The following is a 19,404-nucleotide window of genomic DNA, read 5'->3' on the forward strand; positions in this document are numbered from 1 at the left end:
ATATTTCGTGAACCGCACCGGCGTCCAATTCCGGTTACTACCGGGCGATTGCCTGGGGCTTGATCTTCCGGGAGTCAAGGACCTGGTCGATCAGACCATAGTTCATGGCTTCGGCGGCCGTCAGGATCTTGTCACGCTCGATGTCATTGTTTACCTGCTCCGAAGTGCGACCCGAGTGGTGGGCCAGCGTGTCCTCAAGCCATGTACGCATACGCATGACCTCGGCAGCTTGAATCTCCAGGTCAGAGGCCTGGCCACCCTGGCCACCGGACAGAGCTGGCTGGTGGATCAGTACGCGGGCATTCGGCAGCGCCAGGCGCTTCCCGGGTGTACCGGCGGCGAGCAGGACCGCTGCGGCGCTGGCCGCCTGGCCGAGGCAGACCGTCTGGATCTCCGGGCGAATGTACTGCATGGTGTCGTAGATAGCCGTCATGGCGGTGAACGAGCCACCCGGCGAATTGATGTACAAGGTAATGTCACGGTCCGGGTCCGTTGACTCGAGGACCAGCAACTGGGCCATGATGTCATCGGCCGAGGCATCGTCAACCTGGACGCCGAGGAAGATAATGCGGTCCTCGAACAGCTTGGTGTACGGGTCCTGGCGCTTGAAGCCGTAAGGCGTGCGCTCTTCGAACTGGGGCAGGACGTAACGGCTGGACGGGAGATTACCGGCAGACCATCCGAAGTTGTAGTTCATGTTCTTTACTCCTGGGTTTCAGTGGTTCTTTAGTGCCGGTCAGTTGTCGGAGTTCGACTGGTTGGCCGTTCCGCCACCGCCGGCAACAGAACCGGCGTGCGCCGAAATCTTGTCGAAGAATCCGTACTCCAGGGCCTCGGTAGCGGTGAACCACTTGTCGCGGTCGTTGTCCTTGAGGATGGTTTCGACGGTCTGGCCCGTCTGCTCCGCGGTCAGCTCAGCCATGACCTTCTTCATGTGCAGGATCAGCTCAGCCTGGATCTTGATGTCCGAGGCAGTGCCGCCGATGCCGCCCGAGGGCTGGTGCATCAGGATGCGGGCGTTGGGGGTTGCATAGCGCTTGCCCTTGGTTCCGGAGGACAGGAGGAACTGGCCCATGGAAGCAGCCAGGCCGGTGGCGACGGTGACGACGTCGTTCGGGATGAACTGCATGGTGTCGTAGATGGCCATACCGGCTGTCACGGACCCACCAGGGGAGTTGATGTACAGGTAGATGTCCTTCTCCGGGTCTTCGGCCGAGAGCAGGAGCAGCTGCGAGCAGATGGCGTTGGCGTTCTCGTCACGCACTTCAGAGCCGAGCCAAATGATGCGCTCTTTCAGCAGGCGGTTGTAGATGTAGTTGTCCTGGGCTGCGGGATCGACAGTTGCCATCCGGGGAGCCTCTGATTGCTGTGACATAAGTACTTACCTCTCGCTGGTGCCAGTGACCTCACTGAACTTCACTACTTGGACACTAACCGTTTTCGGGGGTGATTTGTTCGCCGGAATCGCGCTGTTCGCTGACGGCGCACGTTTGGGATCAGCGCCAACGGGGCCTTAAAGCAAACCGACCCCGGATCAGAAGATCCGGGGTCGGTTGACGGCGTGTACTAGAACTTCACAGCGGCGGGATCGTCGCTTGCGGGAGTTTCCGTTTCGTCGGCTGCTTCGACAGCTTCAGCATCTTCAGCTGCAGCTTCGCCGGCAGGCCGGACGAAGTCCGTGAGGTCAACCTTGTTGCCCTCGGAGTCGACAACCTCTGCCTGGCCCAGGACGACGGCCAGCGCCTTGCGGCGGCGGACCTCGGAAACCATCATGGGAACCTGGCCGCTCTGATCAATGATCTGGGCGAACTGGTTCGGGTCCATGCCGTACTGGCTGGCGGTGGTCACGATGTAGTCAATGAGCTCGTTCTGGCTGACATTGACCTCTTCCTTGTCCGCGATGGCGTCAAGGATGATTTCGTTCTGGAAGGCACGCTCAGTGTTGGCCTTGACCTCGGCGCGGTGCTCCTCGGTGTCGTGGTCACCTTCGCCGTGTGCGTTCTCCGGGTTGAAGTGCGCTTCGATCTGCTCTTCCACCACCGAGTCCGGCACGGGGACATCGACGAGCTCAACGAGCTTGTCCAGGACCTTGTCACGGGCCTCAACGCCCTGCTCAACAACCTTGGAGTCGGCAGCCTGCTTGGCGAGGTCCTCACGGAGCTCAGCCAGGGTGTCGAACTCTGAGGCCAGCTGCGCAAAGTCATCGTTGGCTTCAGGGAGCTCGCGCTCCTTCACGGCCTTGACCGTGACCTTGACCTGAGCAGCTTCGCCGGCGTGGTCGCCGCCGACAAGCGTGGTGTCGAAGATTGCTTCTTCGTCAGCAGAGAGGCCGGTTACGGCTTCGTCCAGGCCTTCGAGCATGGTGCCTGCGCCTACCTGGTAGGACAGGCCGGCAGCGGAGTCGATCTCTTCGCCGTCGATCGTGGCGTTGATGTCGATGGTGAGGAAGTCATCGTTCTTGGCGGGACGCTCAACGGACTTCAGCGTGCCGAAACGGCCGCGCAGTTCATCGAGGGCCTTGTCGACGTCGGCTTCGGAGGATTCCGCAGCAGCAACCTCAACCTTGATACCGGAGTATTCCGGCAGTTCGATCTCGGGACGGACGTCGATCTCGACCTGGAACTTGAGTTCACCATCGGTTGCGGACGGGTCCGGAACTTCGGTGATTTCAACCTCAGGACGGCTCAGCGGACGAACGCCGGTTTCCTGGACAGCAGCCTGGTACCAGCCGTTCAAGCCATCATTGATGGCCGTTTCCAGTACATAGCCACGGCCGACGCGCTGGTCGATGAGCTTGGAAGGAACTTTGCCCTTGCGGAATCCGGGAACCTGGATCTGCGAAGCAACGGTCTTGTACGCGGCATCGATGCTCGGCTTCAGTTCCTCAAAGGGAACCTCAACGTTGAGCTTGACCCGCGTTGCGGTGAGGTTCTCGACAGCGCTCTTCACAGTCTAAGTACTCCTGATTTTGTGGGTATGGGGTTCTGTCGTATCCCTGAAGCGGACACAAACACAGAGTCGGGGTGACAGGATTTGAACCTGCGACTTCCTGCTCCCAAAGCAGGCGCTCTAGCCAAGCTGAGCTACACCCCGAATGCACAGGACAGTCTACGGGCAAGCGAGCCAAGATTGCACATTTGACACCGCCGCCGGAATTAGGTTTAGTTGTACCCGGCTTCAACAGCCACAGGGAAAGCGTCCTCAAGAGGATGTCCACCTGGGGACGTAGCTTAATGGTAAAGCCTCAGTCTTCCAAACTGATTACGCGGGTTCGATTCCCGTCGTCCCCTCCAGCAAAGCGCCCCGATCTTCGGATCGGGGCGCTTTTTGCTTCCAGCTGTTTTTGGCTTCGAAACAGAGCCTGGAACCGCCTAAACCTGGCAGCCGGGACACCAATACAGCTTTCGAGCACCAATTTCGGTGATGCCCACCAGCGTCCCGCAAGCCCGGCAGGGCAAGCCGTGACGTTTATAGACAAAGTGCGCATCGGCGTCGGGCGCGATTGCCCCTCCACCGGTCCACAGCGACGGAGGCGTCGTAACAATCCGACCGTCACGGACGCCGTCGGCCATTGTTGCCACCGTGTCATCCCACAGCCGGCCAGCCGTTTCGGCGTCGACGCTGCTTCCTGGGGTCCACGGATCAACTGCCTGTCTGAACAGCACTTCGGCCCGATAGATGTTGCCCACCCCGGCGAGCACGGACTGGTCCATCAATAGCAAGGCAACGGCAGTCTTGCGGCGACGCAGGCGTCGAATAAACTCCTCACGGTCCCCCGGCCGGTTATGCAGAGGATCCGGGCCCAGCCTTGCCAGCACGGCCTCTGCCTCCGCGGCTGTGATTGCCGCACAGGTGGTGGCCCCACGCAGGTCGGCCCATCCGTGGTCCGAAACGAGGCGGACACGCACCGCCCCTACGGGCGGAGGCGGTCCGGCGTAGGCACCGTCCGGCGCGGCCGAGCCAGTCTCCCGCTCGCCGATTCGACGGGGAGCGCCGATGCTGGACGCCCCGGTAAAGGATTCGTCGCCCCCGAAACTCCAGGCGCCGTACAGGCCCAAGTGAACGTGGAGGAACAGTCCGTGGTCAAAGCTGAGGAAAAACTGCTTTCCGTGGGCCATGGCGTCAACCATGGTGTGCCCGGTCAGCAGCGCAGCCCCGGTGGAGAAGCGTCCTTGCGGACTGGTAACTTCCAACCGCTGACCGCCAAAAACATCCTGGAATTGGCGGGCCAGGCGATGGACCGAGTGGCCTTCTGGCACTATTCGACGATTTCGCCGGTGTTTTCGTACACCGCGATCTTGCCGATCCGACGGACATGCCGTTCGTCGTTGCTGAAAGGCTCAGCAAGGAATGCCTCGATCAACTCCGTGGCCTCCTCTACGCTGTGCTGGCGCCCTCCGACTGCGACGACGTTCGCATCGTTGTGTTCGCGGGCGAGCTTGGCTGTAGAAAGGTTCCAAGCCAGGGCGGCGCGGACACCCTTGACCTTGTTTGCGGCAATTTGTTCGCCGTTACCGGAGCCGCCAAGGACGATTCCCAGGGCGTGCACGCCAGCTTCCTGGTCGGCGACCACAGCGACGCCTGCGTTGATGCAGAACGACGGGTAGTCATCCAGGGCGTCGTATTCCTTGGGACCGTGATCCACCACCTCGTAGCCCTTGGCTGTGAGGTGGCTGACCAGGTGGGCACTCAGTTCCATGCCGGCGTGGTCAGTTGCTATGTGGACGCGGGGTGTAGTCACAGGAAGTCCGTTTCTTTCTGGCGCACAGGTACGGCACTGGGCAGTGGCACAGCACTGGCCGGGCGCGGCGATGAGGGATGCGCTACCTAGGGTACCGCTAGCCGGGCTGTTGGGTCTGCCCGTCGCCTTGGGCCCGATGGGCCGCCCTGTTCAGGATTCCGGCAAGTTTGTCAGCGGAGGCGTGGGTTCCGGCGCTCAGCGCCACACGCCGCCCATTGAGCCTCCTGACGACTACCGCGGGTCCGCTGCCGACGAGCATTGCCGTGGCGTCGTCGTGGTGGCGCCATCCCCACCCGCCGTAATCCGCAGCTTTGACATCCGCGGGTGCCGCTGCTGCGATGTCGACGGCGGGAACGGCCAGGACGCGTACGAGGCCGCCCGCGAAGACCTGCAGCCCTCCCCTGTCGGCACGCACCCGGGCGAACAGGAATCCCGCGCCCACCAGGGCCGCCAAGGCGACCAAGGCACCCAGCCACGGAACCACCACTGCGATCAGTGCAGCCGGGAAGAGCGCCGAAACAATGATCATGATGAACACGGAGCTCCGGGCATGTACCCACATCCTCAGGGTGTCGTTGGCGAGGTCGGGGTCCTCCAGGAGACGAAGCTCCGATTGCAGTGCGGCATCGTCCTCGGGAGTCCATCGGGGGTCGGGCTTGAAAGCGAACATCATCACGATGCCGAGGGCCAACGCTGCGCCGCTTCCCATTGCCAACACGATCGGATCGACGTGGGACAACCGGGCGTCCGCAAGCCCCGACTGCCCTACCAGCCCGGCTGCCAGCACAGTGGTGATGAAGAGGCTGAGCATGAGTCCAAGGCCCATCATGACGCGCCGCATGACCACCGGGCGGGCCAACGGTACGGCCTGCAGGAAAGCGGCCCATCCGAAAACGATGATCAGGGCTGCGCCTCCGGCTACGTAGGCGCCGAAAGGCGCGAAGGAGGTGCCGCCGTCGGCGTTCCACATGACAGCGACCGGTTGCGGAAGGTCGTTGCGCAGCATCTGCGCGCACACAACGAATCCTGCGGCGAGCATCAAAGGAAAAGCCACCGCGAACCGTAGCGCGCGGAGGTCGAGCGTGTCCCGGAACCGTCCCATGCTTCAACGCTACTCCGTCAGGACGACACTATGGTGGGAGCTCCTTGCCTTACGGTCAGGGAGTGAAAGAATGGCTTCACACCAGCGACCGGGCCTACCGGTCGGTCACCCCACCTTCCCGGAGGCACCACTTTGCCAGGCCTGAACCTCACCCGCGATGAAGCGGCCGCCCGCGCCGAACTGCTCAACGTCGAGTCGTATGACGTCACCTTGGATCTGACCAAAGGCCCGGAGGTCTTTGGCTCCACCACGGTTGTCAGGTTCTCGGCGCGCCCCGGATCCTCGACGTTCATCGACGCCATCACGCACACCGTCCACAGCGTGACCCTCAACGGCACGGAACTGGACCCCGCGGAGGTCGCCGACGGGGTCCGCATCCAGCTCCCCGGACTCGCGGCTGAGAACGAACTCACGGTCGTTGCGGATGCCCCCTACATGAACACCGGCGAGGGCCTCCACCGCTTCGTCGACCCCGTAGACGGCGAGGCCTACCTCTACACACAGTTCGAAGTCCCGGATTCGCGCCGCATGTTCGCCGTGTTCGAACAGCCGGACCTGAAGGCCACTTTCACCTTCACCGTGACGGCGCCTTCGCACTGGGATGTCATTTCAAACTCCCCTACGCCCGTCCCTTCCGAAACCGCACCGGCAGAGGACGGCGGTGCACGGTCTGTCTGGAAATTCGCCCCGACGCCGCGGCTGTCCTCCTATGTGACCGCCCTGATTGCAGGACCGTACCAGTCCGTCCGTTCCGAGGTCACCAGCTCCGACGGCCGGGTCATACCGCTCGGGGTGTTCGCGCGGAAGTCCCTCATGCAATACCTCGACGCGGACAACATCTTCGAACTCACGCGGCAGGGTTTCGAATTCTTCGAGGCCCAGTTCGGGTGCCCGTACCCGTTCGAGAAGTACGACCAGCTCTTCGTGCCCGAATTCAATGCCGGAGCCATGGAAAACGCAGGCGCTGTCACCATCCTGGAGGGCTACGTCTTCCGCGGCAAAGTCACCGGCGCCCAGATTGAACGGCGTGCCATCACGGTGCTGCACGAACTGGCCCACATGTGGTTCGGAGACCTGGTGACCATGCGCTGGTGGAACGACCTCTGGCTCAACGAGTCCTTCGCTGAGTACATGTCCCACTTGGCAGCGGTGGAAAACACGGAATTCGACCGCGCCTGGACCACCTTCGCCTCCGTGGAGAAGTCCTGGGCGTACAAGCAGGACCAGCTGCCAACAACGCACCCCATCTTCGCCGAAATCAACAACCTCGAGGACGTTGAGGTCAACTTCGACGGCATCACCTACGCCAAGGGCGCCTCAGTGCTCCGGCAATTGGTGGCCTGGGTTGGTCCGGAGCAGTTCATGGCCGGCGTCCGCACATACTTTGCCAAGCACGCCTGGAAGAACACCGAGCTCGCAGACCTCATGGTGGAACTCGAAGCCGCGTCGGGACGCGATCTTGACCAGTGGGGCAAGCTCTGGCTCGAGACAGCCGGCGTGAACACCCTCTCCCCCGAACTCACGGTCGATGCCGCCGGCACCATTACAGGTTTCGCCATCCGGCAGACCGCGATCGAGGAACAGCCCACCCTCCGCCCGCACCGCCTGGCGGTCGGTTTCTACACCCTCTCGGCCAACGGGAAGCTGGAACGGACGCACCGCGAGGAACTCGACGTGGACGGCCCCCGCACGGAAGTTCCTGCCCTGGTGGGCATGACGCGTCCTGACTTGATCCTGCTCAACGATGACGACCTTGCCTACGCAAAGGTCCGACTGGATCCGGATAGCCTGGCGACGGCCAAAGCACACCTGAAGGACTTCGCTGCCAGCCTTCCCCGGACCCTGGTGTGGGGCTCGGCCTGGGACGCAGCCCGCGACGGCGAAACCCCGGCACGCGGCTACGCGGACCTGATTCTGGCCAACATTGCCGACGAAACTGACTCGTCAGTAATACTGGTCCAGCTGCGCCAGCTCGCGACCACGCTGACCTATTACGTGGCGGCAGACCACAAATTGGAGGCCACCACCGCGGCGGCCGAAAAGCTGTGGGAACTTGCATCCGCGGTCGAGGCCGGCTCGGACGCACAGCTGCAGTTCGCAAAGGCTTTCGCCCAGCTCGCGCGAAGCGATCGGCAGCTTGACCGCCTCCAGGCCCTCCTGGACGGGACGGAAACCCTCGAGGGCCTGGCAGTCGACCAGGATATGCGGTGGGAGCTCCTGACTGCCTTGGTGGCCGGGGGCCGCCAGGGCCAGGAGCGCATCGACGCTGAACTGGCTCGGGACAACACCTCGAACGGCCAAAACGCTGCGGCGCAAGCCAAGGCAGCCATCCCCACCGCCGAGGCCAAGCAAGCGGCCTGGGACTCGATTGTGGTCAAGGGTGAGCTCTCCAATGCCCTCCAGGCGTCCGCCGTGGCTGGCTTCATGCGGGTGCCCGACACCGCCTTGCTGGAGCCGTTCGCCGAGAAATACTTCGAAGCCGTCCCCGGAATCGTCAAGGAACGCACCCACGCCCTGGCCCAGCAGATTGTGGTGGGCCTCTACCCAGCGCAGCTCACCGCGCAAGCCACCGTGGACCGCACGGATGAATTCCTCGCTGGGCTTCCGGAGGAAAGCGCCGCGTTGCGCCGCATGATGCTGGAGAACCGCGACGGCGTGGTCCGGGCACTGCGCGCAAGGGCAGCGGACGTCTAGAAAACACCTCATATAGTGCTCATGCGGACAGTTGCGCTTGCGTGGCTAGACTGTCCGCATGAGCCTGAACGAGCACCATTACGCGCTGACCGTCCGTTGGACCGGGAACCTAGGCGAAGGCACCTCTGGTTACCGGAGTTACTCACGGGATCACGATGTAGAGATTGCCGGGCTGCCCACGCTGAAAGGCTCAGCAGACCCCACGTTCCATGGTGACCGGAACCGGTACAACCCCGAACAGCTCCTGCTGGCTGCGCTCTCGCAATGCCACATGTTGTCTTTCCTGCATGTGGCCGTCAAACACGGCGTGGTGGTCTCGGCCTACGAAGACAACGCGGAAGGCCTCATGAAGATGAACAGGGACGGCAGCGGGCAGTTCGAAGCCGTGACCCTGAAACCGCACGTCACCATCGCCGACCCCGCTCACGCCGCCTTGGTCCCGCAGCTTCACCACGAAGCCAACCAGCTGTGCTTCATCGCCCGAAGCGTCAACTTCCCGGTACACCACGAACCCATCACGACGGCGGCCGCCGCCTAACGCTGCTGGTCCCGCCACAGTGCCACGAGCCTGCGTTCGGCGTCCCGGCTGAGGCCTGCTTTTCGCTCCCTGTCCAAGCCACGGCCCCGCTCATCCTCCAGCGTGGCTGCGAGCGTCTCCTGCCACGGGCGGAGCCTCATACCCGCCTCCCGGGCTGCTTTGTTGGAGCGCGCCTGGAAGCCTTCGTGGTCCGGCGGAAGCCACAAGGGCAACGAATGCGGTCCGGCCCAGTAGTCCACGCCCTGCTCCATGAGCCAGTCCTGGGTGGGACGGATGGTGTCCTCCGCGACCGGTCCGGCCAGCCGCCGGGACTCGGAGATGTAGTCAGCGAAGCTCACCACCTCGCCCACTGCGTTATAGGTTCCTGCCAGGCCCTGTTCGGCGGCTTGAAGGATCCATGCAGCCAGATCCCGGACATCGATGATCTGGGTTGCTGCGTCCGGAACGTCCGGGACCAGCACCGTGCCAGGGCTGGCAGCGAATCGTGCCGGCCAATAACCGTAGCGGTCCGTGCCATCCCCTGGTCCGCCAATGAGCCCTGCCCGGACGATGTGTGCCCTGTCCCCCAGCACGGCACGCGTCAGCTGTTCGATCGCTGACTTCGACTCGCCATAGGTTTCCGGCGTTCCCGCCTGCCCCTCCGGCAGTGGTTCCAGCAGGGCCGCGTCTTCCGTGGCCCCCGGCACCGAGTGGTCTGCGTACACCGAGCAACTTGAGACGAACGTCCAGTGCTTCGCGGCAGGGCCCAGCGCCTCCAAAGCCGCCCGGGCCTGCACTGGATCACGGGACACCTCGACGACGGAATCCCAGCTTCCTGCCACACCGGCGAAAGCCGCGGCACCCAAGGCACGGTCGCCCCTGACCCAGGTGGCGCCGTCGGGCGGTTGAGCCGAAGTACCCCGGGCGAGGCACGTCACATCGTGCCCAGAGGCGACAGCCTGCCGGGCGATTTCCGCGGACAGGAAGGCGGTGCCGCCAAGGACCAGGATGCGCATACCGTCACGCTACGGCGCTAGGGTTGTCAGTGGACAGAGTGTTCCGCGCCCGGCGAACACGGGCCGACGACAAGGAGATAGTGCACCTTGACCTCCATCCCCCTAGCGGAAACCATCACGTTGGAACCAGAGAAAATAGACCTCGTATCAATCCTCATCACCATCGGTGTGGGGCTGGCAGTCTGGATCGTTGCGCGGTTCATCATCGGGCGCATCACGCGCCGGGTGTCTGCCGGTAGCTCCTTCTTCAAGAAGGCGCACTTCAAATGGGTGCAACCCGCCATACGTGCACTGGACCACGAACGGCGTTCCCAACGCGCCGAGACCATCGGCACGCTGCTGACAAGCCTGGTGAGCGTCATTGTTGTGGTGATTGTCATCATCTACGTCCTGAAATACATGAACGTGGACGTCGCGCCCCTCCTGACCAGCGTGGGCATCCTGGGTGTCGCCATCGGTTTCGGCGCCCAGCAACTGATCCGTGACTTCCTCGCGGGCATCTTCATCACCATCGAAGACCAATACGGTATTGGCGACGTGATCGTTACCAGCGAAGTGGTTGGTACCGTTGAATCCGTGGGATTGCGGATTACCCGGGTCCGTGCCGAAGACGGAGCCATCTGGTACCTGCGCAACGGAGAAATCCTGCGGGTCGGCAACCGCTCGCAGGGTGACTACGTGCCGCTTGAAACACCTGTTACCAGCGATGGCCCCGGCGCTGCCGCTGCGCCCGTGACTGCCGGCGCACCACGCGCCACGAAGGCCGAGGAGAAGTCCAATGAGTAGCATTTCCGGTGGCCAGCCACCAGCGCCACAAGCCGGCCCCCGCCGCCAACTGATGCAGAACGACCCCTTCAGCCAGCCCGCCTATACGGACAGCTTCTACGCTGCCGTCGGCGGGCATGAAACGTTCGTCAAGCTTATTGACGTCTTTTACGACGGCGTGGCCACGGATCCGCTGCTGCGTCCCATGTACCCCGAAGAAGACCTCGGGCCTGCGAAGCGGCGCTTCCTCATGTTCCTGGAACAGTACTGGGGCGGGCCCACCACATACGGCGAGGAACGTGGACACCCCCGGCTTCGGATGCGGCACATGCCGTTCCGGGTCACCCCCGAGGCGAAGGACCGGTGGTTGTTCCACATGCGAACCGCCGTGGACGCATTGGAACTTTCGCCACTGCACGAAGGCACGTTGTGGGACTACATGGAACGCGCCGCGCTGACCATGGTCAACAGCCCATCAGCCGGACCCGACGCCTGAACCTCAGAAGCCGAGCCCGAGCCCCGCGCCGGTACGGACCAGTACATGGCCGCGGGGCCCGCTCAACCGGAACCAGCGGCCGTTTCGGTACACCTGCTGCTCACCATCGGCCAGGAAACCCAACGCGAAAGCGGCGAAAGCCGCGCCCGACGGTAAGTCCTCCACGCCAGGCATTCCACGTCCCCAAACGGCAGCCCTGGCGGTATTGACGACGGCGGCACCCGCTGCGGTCGGAATGACGCCAGCCACCTCCGCGATGCCGGCTTCGGCCGCGGACCTGAGGTCGGCGTCGGACACTGAACCTTGCGGTTCCCAACCGGCCCGCGGTGCCCCGACTCCGGCCCAGGACTCCGAAACGGTCGACGGCGGAATGGGCAGGTCCACGTCCCCGTCACCTGAGCGGGCCAAACGGTCCATCACGGACGCAAGCGTGACCGTTACGTCGGCCTGGGCCGGCTCCGCAAGGGCCATGGTCCGCAGGCCCAGGATGGTGGGGGTGGACTCGCCGAGGATGCGCGGCCGCAGCACGCATACATAGGCCGCGAGGACCTTGCCCGAAGCCTGCAGGCGGATGGCGCCGTCGTCGATGCTCTTGGCCCGCGTGACGAAGGTCCGAAGATCGGCGAGGTCACGGGGATCGGCGAAACGGAAGGACTGGGTCAAGACGTCTGTCACATGATCGACTCTACCGGCATGTCCCCGGTTGAGAGGGGTCGGGGCGGCGTCTAAAGTCGAACCATGACTGAGACGAACGCTGGCCTCGACGTGCAGGCACCCGCAGAAGACCCCATGGATGTGCTGATCGGCCTGCTGGACCTTGGTGATTTTGACGGAGCCCGGACCAACGAGGACATCTTCCTCGGGCCGTCCCAAAAGCAGCCCCGGCACCGTGTTTTTGGCGGCCAGGTCCTCGCCCAGTCGATGATGGCAGGAATGCGGACCGTGGAGCAGGACCGGGTGGCCCACTCCATGCACGGCTACTTCCTCCGGCCCGGTGACGCGAACAAGCCCATAACTTTCGGCGTCGAGCGGTTGCGCGACGGCCGCTCCTTCTCCGCACGCCGTGTGCACGCCTACCAGGACGGCGTTCCGATTCTGTCGATGATCGCCTCGTTCCAGGTGGAAGACAGCGGGGTGGACCACCAGGCGAGCATGCCGGAGGGTATCCCCGATCCCGAGTCGCTGCCCAGCACCGCTGAGCTGCTGTCCCACTTCGACCACCCGATGGCGCGGCACATGTCATCCGAACGGCCCTTTGATGTCCGGCACGTGGACCCTGCCCTCTATGTCTCTCCGCCGAGCGAGCATGTGGCCACCAACGCGGTGTGGATGAAGACCATCGGCCCCCTTCCGGATGACGCCAACCTGCACCGTGCGGCCCTGGCATTCGCGAGCGACTACACGCTGCTCGAACCCATCCTCCGCAAGCATGGCCTTTCATGGATGACGCCAGGGATGAGCGTGGCCAGCCTCGACCACGCCATGTGGTGGCACCGGCCAGTGCGGGTGGACGAGTGGATGCTGTACGTCCAGGAGTCCCCCAGCGCCCAAGGTGCCCGGGGACTTGCGACGGGCCGCATTTTCAACCTCGACGGCGTCCATGTCGCCACTGTTGCGCAGGAGGGCATGGTGCGGATTCCGTAGACCGCCGTTGCCTTAAGCCGAAGAGGCCGGCCCCGTTTGGGGACCGGCCTCTTCGTGTTTCAGTTTTAGTCGCGTGTGAGCTCTAGTCGCGCGTCAGCTCTAGTCGCGCGTCAGGCGGCGGTGGGTTACGCGGTGCGGCTTAGCCGCATCCGGGCCCAGGCGCTCCACCTTGTTTTCCTCGTAGGCGTCGAAGTTGCCTTCGAACCAGTACCACTTCGAGGGGTTCTCGTCATCGCCTTCGTAGGCCAGGATGTGCGTTGCCACCCGGTCCAGGAACCAGCGATCGTGCGAGACCACCACTGCGCAGCCCGGGAACTCGAGGAGCGCGTTTTCGAGGCTGCTCAACGTTTCGACGTCGAGGTCGTTGGTGGGCTCATCGAGGAGCAGCAGGTTGCCGCCCTGCTTGAGCGTCAGCGCCAGGTTGAGTCGGTTGCGCTCACCACCGGAGAGAACACCGGCCTTCTTTTGCTGATCCGGACCCTTGAATCCAAAGGCCGAAACATAGGCACGCGAGGGCATTTCGACCTGGCCGACCTGGATGAAGTCGTTGCCTTCCGACACGACCTCCCACAGGGTCTTGTTGGGGTCGATGCCACCACGGGACTGGTCCACGTAGGAGATCTTCACGGACTCGCCGATCTTCAGATCGCCATCGTCCAGCGGCTCCATGCCCACAATCGTCTTGAACAGCGTGGACTTACCAACACCGTTGGGTCCGATCACACCGACGATGCCGTTGCGGGGCAACGAGAAGGAGAGGTCCTCGATCAGAACGCGGTCATCGAAGCCCTTCTTCAGCTTATTGGCTTCAATCACCAAAGAACCAAGGCGGGGTCCCGGCGGGATCTGAATTTCTTCGAAGTCCAGCTTGCGGGTGCGCTCCGCCTCGGCGGCCATTTCCTCGTAGCGGGCCAGACGGGCCTTCGACTTGGTCTGGCGGCCCTTGGCGTTGGACCGGACCCACTCAAGTTCCTCGCTCAGGCGCTTGGAGAGCTTGGCGTCCTTCTTGCCCTGGACCTCCAAACGGGCTTTCTTCTTCTCCAGGTACGTGGAGTAGTTGCCTTCGTAGGGGTACAGGTGACCGCGGTCAACCTCGGCGATCCACTCAGCTACGTGGTCAAGGAAGTAGCGGTCGTGGGTGACGGCCAGTACGGCACCGGGGTACTGGGACAGGTGCTGTTCAAGCCACAGGACGCTCTCTGCGTCCAAGTGGTTGGTGGGCTCATCCAGGAGCAGGAGGTCCGGCTTCTGGAGGAGGAGCTTGCAGAGCGCTACGCGGCGGCGCTCACCACCGGAGAGGACAGTGACGTCGGCATCTGCAGGCGGGCAACGCAGTGCGTCCATGGCCTGCTCGAGCTGGGAGTCGATGTCCCATGCGTCGGCAGCATCGATGGCTTCCTGGAGCTTGCCCATCTCATCCAGGAGGGTGTCGTAATCCGCATCCGGATTTGCCATCTCTTCGGAAATTTCGTTGAACCGCTGGATCTTGGCGTAGATTTCGCCAACGCCTTCCTGGACGTTGCCCAGGACGGTCTTTTCCTCGTTCAGCGGCGGTTCCTGCAGGAGGATTCCCACGGTGTAACCGGGGCTCAGGCGGGCTTCGCCGTTCGACGGCGTGTCCAGTCCAGCCATGATCTTGAGGATGGTGGACTTACCAGCACCGTTCGGGCCCACGACGCCGATCTTCGCGCCGGGGTAGAACGACATGCTGACATCGTCCAGAATAAGTTTGTCGCCAACGGCCTTGCGAGCCTTGGTCATCGTGTAAATGAATTCCGCCATAACCTTAAATCTAGTGGCTCGGCGTACTTAACTCACATTCGGGTGCCCCGTACACCTACCGCGTGTCCCCCACGAAGCACTTTCCTGTGGCGAGGACGGGCAGCACCGTGACCACCACTCCCCCATCGCGGATCTGGCCCATGACACAGTTTTCCCCGGTCAGAGCGGCCGCCTCCATGGCGTCGACATCCAAGCCGGTGGGCGTGCGACTGACAGATACTTCCACGTTCGCCGCGGGAATGCCCGCGGAAACCAGCGCCGCCCTTACGGCTTCCCTGTCCGGCTTGGCGTTGGCTGTGACCAGCTTCTTCAAGGTGCCCTCCACCGCGAGCCTGGTGTCTTCCACCGCTGGGTCCACGTTGGCTGTCGCCACGGGAGCCAAAGAGGACGGGGCGCTTGAAGGGCTACTGGCGGGCAATGAGGTACCTGTGCAGGCCGCCAGCGCCAACGCGGTCACGGCGAGCACTGACAATGCGGCCACACGGACCCCTCTGGCCGGCCCGCCCTGCTCCGATGCTGTTCGACTGCTGATCACGTAGCTATTGTGCCATTCACAGGGGGATCGGACGGGCGTAGCTTGTCCAACAAGGAGCATTGACTCGTGGCAACGGAGACAAGGAATCAACCATGACCGGACAATCCCCGGATGCTGTGGCGACTGCCAGCATCCCGGCGAACCGCCAGAAGGTGTGGGAAGCGCTCACCGATCCTGCGCTCATCAAGCAGTATTTCCTCGGTACGAACGTCGAGACCACGTGGCGCGTCGGCGATCCGATTACCTACTCCGGCGAATACAACGGCAAGTCCTATGAGGACAAGGGAACGATCCTCGCATTCGAACCCCCGGCACGGCTGAAGACCACCCATTACAGCCCGGCCTCGGGGCTGCCTGACACCGAAGAGAATTATCACACCGTGGAATACAGCCTTGCCGAGGAAGCCGGTGGGACCCGCGTAACCATCAGGCAAGGCAACAATTCGTCTGACCAGGAAACGACCCAATCAACGGAGACCTGGCAAGTGGTGCTTCGGAATCTCAAGGAATTCCTGGAGTCCTAGGGGTTAAGCGGGCATCCCCCTTGAATCATGTCCAAGGGGGATGCCGTTGGTGCCCCAGGAGGGAATCGAACCCCCGACCGGCGGATTAGAAGGCCGCTGCTCTATCCCCTGAGCTACTGGGGCGCACATGGCACGTGAAACGGCATAGGCCGCTGGCGCCACAAAGAGTTTACAGTGCGTTCGGCTGGCAACCCGACAACCCCGTGCAGCACTCCTTCCCTCCACAGGCCTTGCAGCACCAAGTTATGCACATAGCTTCGATGCGCCCTACCTGTACACTCCGCCGTGGACAAGGCTGAAAGAGCCGGACAGGCACTTCCCTACATCGAGAAGGACCACCCATGAACGACATCATCACCGTCCGCGGCTTCGTAGCCTCGGAAGTCAAAAGTTCCACCACAGCGCGGGGAACTTCCACCGCTTCATTCCGCTTGGGATCCACGGAGCGCCGCTACGATCGCGCCACCAACACGTGGGTTGACGGCAACACCAACTGGTACACGGTTCAGTCATTCCGCTACCTTGCCGGACATGTGGGATGCAGCGTCAAGAAGGGGCAACGGGTCCTCGTCGTTGGACGCCTCCGTTTGCGTCAGTGGGAACACGAAGGTCGCGTTTACCACGTGGCCGAAATCGACGCTGAGTCAGTCGGACACGACCTCATGTGGGGCTCCGCCAACTTCACCCGCATGAACGGCAGCACAGCCCCCGCCGAAACTCCTCCGTCCATTGAGGCCTCCGGTATACCGGAGCGAAACAGCGACTGGGATGCCGATCATGACCAAGTACCCCCGGAAGACGACACAGAAGAAGTCGCTGTAGGTGCCTCGGACGATGACGACACGATGTTGGTCAACATTGAAACCGGTGAACTGGCGGGGGCCGGAGTGTGATTCTGCTCCACGTGTTCCCGGACCTGCGGGACCAGCCCTGCACGTAGCGCCTATTCTGGGTCCATGCCACAGTACGATGCAGCCCCGGGAGTCGTGACCGCTCCCGCCTCCTGGGCAGCTGTCGAGGAGTTGTTCGGAATCAAGGGGGAAGCCTCCCGGTGCTGGTGCCGGTGGTTCTCCCTCTCCGGCACGGACTGGAAGACCACCGCACCGCATGCCCGCAAGGAACAGCTGAAGACTGCGTTCAGTGCGGGTCCTGCGCCGGGCGTGCTTGCGTTTGATGGCATCTCACTTTTCGGAGCAGCCGGGTTCAGCATCGTGTCCAGGCCCTCACCGGGTCGCGCTGTCATGCGTTGCCTCGCAGGGACCATGACAGGTGCTGAGGTTGGGCGATGACCACCAGGGACCTGGTCCAGTCGATCCGTTCAAGCATTCGTTCCGCCGCGGACCCCGAGAGGGCGCGGGGAGCACAGGCCTACATGAAGTCCGACATGCCTTCCTGGGGTGTGCGGGTTCCCGAAGTACGCAAAATCGTGAAAGCAGCTGTGCGGGAGTTCCCTCCGAAATCGCCGGACGAACTGCGGGCCGCCGTGTATGAACTGTGGCGTCAGGCGGAAGCGCGGGAGGAGCGCTATGCCGCGATTGACCTGACAGGCCTGAAAATGGCGAAGGCCGACCTCGACATGTTGCCCGTCTACGAGGAAATTATCCGTACAGGTGCGTGGTGGGACTTCGTGGACGGGGTGGCACACCGGATCTGCGCACTCCTCATTGCCTACCCCGGCACGATGAAACCGCTGTTGCTCCGCTGGGCCGTGGATCACGACATGTGGATCAGAAGGGCCGCAATCACGTCTCAGCTTGCAGCGAAGGAAGGGACCGAGACCGGCCTGCTGGCTGCTGTTATCCGGGCCAATATGACTGATGGGGAGTTCTTCATCCGTAAGGCGATTGGTTGGGCCCTGCGCGAGTACAGCAAGACGGATCCGGAATGGGTGCGGGCCTTCACCTCCGACAACGCCTCGGTCCTTAGCCCACTGTCCATCCGGGAGGCACTACGCCTCCTGCCGTTCCCGTGATTTCTTTACGGGACTTCAGATGATGGGACGCAGGAAAGCCTGGTCCTTGTTGCGGAACAGGCCCTTGGTTTTGGGGTCCATGAAAATCAGATAGATCGCAAAGAAGATTGCGATGACGGCCGCGGCGATGCGGGCCAGCAGCAGGGCCAGGCCCAGGTCTTCGCTTTGGAGGTACGGGAACACATCCAATTGGTCCGAGATGGCGTAAACCATGAAGAACGACACCACGAAGTACAGGGCTTTGACCTGCCAATCGTTCCGGATGCCCGTCACTGCAAACAACGGAATCAACCACACGACGTACCAGGACTGAATCATCGGCGCCAGCAGCACAATGGCGGCAAACGCCAGCGTGAGGCGCCGCATGATTCGGTCGTAGTCGCCCCGGAAGATCAGCCATGCGACAGCGGCAACCATCAGGACTTTCCCTGCGTCATAGACCCCCTTGGCAAACACTGCGCCGTCCAGCCCCAAAACGTTGGCGATCGAGCCGACAGCCAAGCCGATCAGGCCCACGGGCGCGTACCAGATCGCTACGCTCCCAGGCGCTGACAAACCGTTGATCCAACCAAATCCGTAACCGTTAACCAGGCTCAGCGCGTAGAGGAGTCCCAGGCTCAGGGCGGCCGTGAAGAACCAGAACACGAACTTGCGGGGCCACGAAGCACCCTTGCCGGCCCACAGAAGCCCGATGAAGGGCAGGAAGACCACGGTTATTGGCTTAACGGAGATGGAGAGGGTGACCAAGACAATGCCGAGGATGACACGGCGGGTTGCGCAGTAGTACAGGCCCGCGAGGGCAAGACCGATCATCAGCGCGTCATTGTGGACGCTGGCAATGAAGTTGGTCAGGAAGAGCGGGTTGGCGGCCGTCAGCCAGAGTGCCCGATGCGGGTTGACGCCGTGAAGTTCCGCCAGCTTCGGGACATAGACAATGCACAGGACAACCCCCACCGCGGCGACCAGGCGGAAGAGCATGACGCTTGCTTCCGGATGGACGTTGGTGGCCCACACGACAAACTGTTCAATCCATAGGAACACTTGGCCGTAGGGCACTGGTGCCTCTGTCCACTGTTTGTCCGCACCCAGCTGGAAATAGTTAGGCAGGGCCGATATTCCGTTTTCGTAAGGGTTGATGCCTTCAACCATCAACCGGCCTTGCCCTATATATGCATAGACGTCCCTGCTGAAGAGGGGAACGGTGAACATCATGGGGAGCCCCCACGCCACCACGGCCTGCAACGTAGCTTTCCGGGCCTCAATGCCCCAGACCCTGACTCGCTGCCCGAGACGGAGCCAAGCGCGGACCAGGAGCATTCCGCCGATGGCCAGCAGGACGATGGACAGTGCAACTCCCACGCCTTCGGTGCGCATCCAGATAAAGAGTGGTAGCCGCCTCAGTTCGGAGGCCGGAGCAAGCCAACCCACTCCCAGCGAACCGAACACCATGAACATCGAACCAATAAATCCGGCAATCAATGGCGAACGGGCGTTATCCACTTCGCTGGCTACAGCAGCTTTTGACGTGTCTGCTTTCCCTGCCAGCTGCGCGGCGGGTACGGGCACCGTCATGTGGTTGTCGTCCAATCCTTCGCCCGCTGTGTTCGGGTCACATT

At 62.7% G+C, this 19,404-nt stretch carries 20 protein-coding genes and 3 tRNA genes; 10 read left to right on the forward strand and 13 right to left on the reverse strand.

What is annotated here, in order from left to right; genetic code table 11:
• Positions 1 to 37: 37 nt before the first annotated feature.
• From QRM57_RS05250 to QRM57_RS05265, 4 genes are all read right to left on the reverse strand, one after another.
• On the reverse strand, positions 38 to 697 hold the full coding sequence (locus tag QRM57_RS05250) for an ATP-dependent Clp protease proteolytic subunit (protein WP_018777832.1): 660 nt from the start codon (positions 695 to 697) through the stop codon (positions 38 to 40).
• Between the two features lie 39 nt (positions 698 to 736).
• Positions 737 to 1,348 (reverse strand): ATP-dependent Clp protease proteolytic subunit, encoded by a 612-nt coding sequence (locus QRM57_RS05255; RefSeq protein WP_284985852.1) that lies wholly within the window; start codon positions 1,346 to 1,348, stop codon positions 737 to 739.
• 218 nt (positions 1,349 to 1,566) lie between these two features.
• Complete coding sequence (tig, locus tag QRM57_RS05260; protein ID WP_284985820.1) at positions 1,567 to 2,949, reverse strand: trigger factor; 1,383 nt, start codon at positions 2,947 to 2,949, stop codon at positions 1,567 to 1,569.
• Positions 2,950 to 3,018: 69 nt separating this feature from the next.
• Positions 3,019 to 3,093: transfer RNA gene (locus QRM57_RS05265), tRNA-Pro, on the reverse strand.
• A gap of 126 nt (positions 3,094 to 3,219) precedes the next feature.
• Between QRM57_RS05265 and QRM57_RS05270 the strand changes: the two genes are divergently transcribed.
• Positions 3,220 to 3,293, forward strand: a tRNA-Gly gene (locus tag QRM57_RS05270).
• Between the two features lie 78 nt (positions 3,294 to 3,371).
• Here QRM57_RS05270 and QRM57_RS05275 read toward each other — a convergent pair.
• The 3 genes from QRM57_RS05275 to QRM57_RS05285 form a co-directional block, all read right to left on the reverse strand.
• Complete coding sequence (locus QRM57_RS05275; protein ID WP_284985821.1) at positions 3,372 to 4,259, reverse strand: Fpg/Nei family DNA glycosylase; 888 nt, start codon at positions 4,257 to 4,259, stop codon at positions 3,372 to 3,374.
• The gene (locus QRM57_RS05280) at positions 4,259 to 4,741 is read right to left on the reverse strand and encodes a ribose-5-phosphate isomerase (protein WP_257367922.1); all 483 of its coding nucleotides are present in this window, start codon (positions 4,739 to 4,741) and stop codon (positions 4,259 to 4,261) included. Before QRM57_RS05280 ends, QRM57_RS05275 begins: the two co-directional genes overlap by 1 nt.
• A gap of 97 nt (positions 4,742 to 4,838) precedes the next feature.
• Positions 4,839 to 5,843, reverse strand: a complete 1,005-nt coding sequence (locus tag QRM57_RS05285) for a hypothetical protein (RefSeq protein ID WP_284985822.1) — start codon at positions 5,841 to 5,843, stop codon at positions 4,839 to 4,841.
• A 132-nt stretch (positions 5,844 to 5,975) separates the two neighbouring features.
• Between QRM57_RS05285 and pepN the strand changes: the two genes are divergently transcribed.
• Positions 5,976 to 8,537 (forward strand): aminopeptidase N, encoded by a 2,562-nt coding sequence (pepN, locus tag QRM57_RS05290; RefSeq protein WP_284985823.1) that lies wholly within the window; start codon positions 5,976 to 5,978, stop codon positions 8,535 to 8,537.
• 58 nt (positions 8,538 to 8,595) lie between these two features.
• Entirely contained in the window at positions 8,596 to 9,075 is a 480-nt protein-coding gene (locus QRM57_RS05295; protein ID WP_257367919.1) for an OsmC family protein, read from the forward strand.
• Here QRM57_RS05295 and QRM57_RS05300 read toward each other — a convergent pair.
• Complete coding sequence (locus QRM57_RS05300; protein ID WP_284985824.1) at positions 9,072 to 10,070, reverse strand: NAD-dependent epimerase/dehydratase family protein; 999 nt, start codon at positions 10,068 to 10,070, stop codon at positions 9,072 to 9,074. The two genes, QRM57_RS05295 and QRM57_RS05300, sit on opposite strands and share 4 nt — an antisense overlap.
• Before the next feature lie 87 nt (positions 10,071 to 10,157).
• On the opposite strand from QRM57_RS05300, the gene QRM57_RS05305 reads away from it, so the two are divergent.
• Together QRM57_RS05305 and QRM57_RS05310 are read left to right on the forward strand one after the other, a co-directional pair.
• Positions 10,158 to 10,856: a mechanosensitive ion channel family protein gene (locus QRM57_RS05305; RefSeq protein WP_284985825.1), complete on the forward strand. Its 699-nt coding sequence runs from the start codon at positions 10,158 to 10,160 to the stop codon at positions 10,854 to 10,856.
• Positions 10,849 to 11,331, forward strand: coding sequence for a globin (locus QRM57_RS05310; protein WP_284985826.1), 483 nt, complete (start codon positions 10,849 to 10,851; stop codon positions 11,329 to 11,331). The genes QRM57_RS05305 and QRM57_RS05310 overlap by 8 nt, the downstream gene beginning before the upstream one ends.
• A gap of 3 nt (positions 11,332 to 11,334) precedes the next feature.
• On the opposite strand, the gene QRM57_RS05315 is transcribed toward QRM57_RS05310, so the two are convergent.
• The gene (locus QRM57_RS05315) at positions 11,335 to 12,006 is read right to left on the reverse strand and encodes a DUF8185 domain-containing protein (protein WP_284985827.1); all 672 of its coding nucleotides are present in this window, start codon (positions 12,004 to 12,006) and stop codon (positions 11,335 to 11,337) included.
• A gap of 63 nt (positions 12,007 to 12,069) precedes the next feature.
• Between QRM57_RS05315 and QRM57_RS05320 the strand changes: the two genes are divergently transcribed.
• Positions 12,070 to 12,975: an acyl-CoA thioesterase gene (locus QRM57_RS05320; protein WP_284985828.1), complete on the forward strand. Its 906-nt coding sequence runs from the start codon at positions 12,070 to 12,072 to the stop codon at positions 12,973 to 12,975.
• Positions 12,976 to 13,074: 99 nt separating this feature from the next.
• Here QRM57_RS05320 and ettA read toward each other — a convergent pair whose 3' ends face one another.
• Together ettA and QRM57_RS05330 are read right to left on the reverse strand one after the other, a co-directional pair.
• Positions 13,075 to 14,757, reverse strand: a complete 1,683-nt coding sequence (gene ettA / locus QRM57_RS05325; protein WP_235522107.1) for an energy-dependent translational throttle protein EttA — start codon at positions 14,755 to 14,757, stop codon at positions 13,075 to 13,077.
• A gap of 55 nt (positions 14,758 to 14,812) precedes the next feature.
• Positions 14,813 to 15,238 (reverse strand): DUF6993 domain-containing protein, encoded by a 426-nt coding sequence (locus QRM57_RS05330; protein WP_284985829.1) that lies wholly within the window; start codon positions 15,236 to 15,238, stop codon positions 14,813 to 14,815.
• A gap of 146 nt (positions 15,239 to 15,384) precedes the next feature.
• On the opposite strand from QRM57_RS05330, the gene QRM57_RS05335 reads away from it, so the two are divergent.
• Positions 15,385 to 15,816, forward strand: a complete 432-nt coding sequence (locus QRM57_RS05335; protein WP_284985830.1) for an SRPBCC family protein — start codon at positions 15,385 to 15,387, stop codon at positions 15,814 to 15,816.
• Positions 15,817 to 15,863: 47 nt separating this feature from the next.
• Here QRM57_RS05335 and QRM57_RS05340 read toward each other — a convergent pair.
• A tRNA-Arg gene (locus QRM57_RS05340) sits at positions 15,864 to 15,939 on the reverse strand.
• A 218-nt stretch (positions 15,940 to 16,157) separates the two neighbouring features.
• On the opposite strand from QRM57_RS05340, the gene QRM57_RS05345 reads away from it, so the two are divergent.
• The 3 genes from QRM57_RS05345 to QRM57_RS05355 all read left to right on the forward strand — a co-directional run bounded on the left by QRM57_RS05345 (position 16,158) and on the right by QRM57_RS05355 (position 17,788).
• The gene (locus tag QRM57_RS05345; RefSeq protein WP_284985831.1) at positions 16,158 to 16,709 is read left to right on the forward strand and encodes a single-stranded DNA-binding protein; all 552 of its coding nucleotides are present in this window, start codon (positions 16,158 to 16,160) and stop codon (positions 16,707 to 16,709) included.
• A gap of 63 nt (positions 16,710 to 16,772) precedes the next feature.
• The gene (locus QRM57_RS05350) at positions 16,773 to 17,105 is read left to right on the forward strand and encodes a hypothetical protein (protein WP_284985832.1); all 333 of its coding nucleotides are present in this window, start codon (positions 16,773 to 16,775) and stop codon (positions 17,103 to 17,105) included.
• Positions 17,102 to 17,788, forward strand: a complete 687-nt coding sequence (locus QRM57_RS05355; RefSeq protein ID WP_284985833.1) for a DNA alkylation repair protein — start codon at positions 17,102 to 17,104, stop codon at positions 17,786 to 17,788. Before QRM57_RS05350 ends, QRM57_RS05355 begins: the two co-directional genes overlap by 4 nt.
• A 15-nt stretch (positions 17,789 to 17,803) precedes the next feature.
• Here QRM57_RS05355 and mptB read toward each other — a convergent pair whose 3' ends face one another.
• Entirely contained in the window at positions 17,804 to 19,360 is a 1,557-nt protein-coding gene (gene mptB, locus QRM57_RS05360; RefSeq protein ID WP_284985834.1) for a polyprenol phosphomannose-dependent alpha 1,6 mannosyltransferase MptB, read from the reverse strand.
• Positions 19,361 to 19,404 lie beyond the last annotated feature (44 nt).

Origin of the sequence: Arthrobacter sp. fls2-241-R2A-172 (assembly GCF_030208885.1) — a bacterium.
GTDB lineage: Bacteria > Actinomycetota > Actinomycetes > Actinomycetales > Micrococcaceae > Arthrobacter.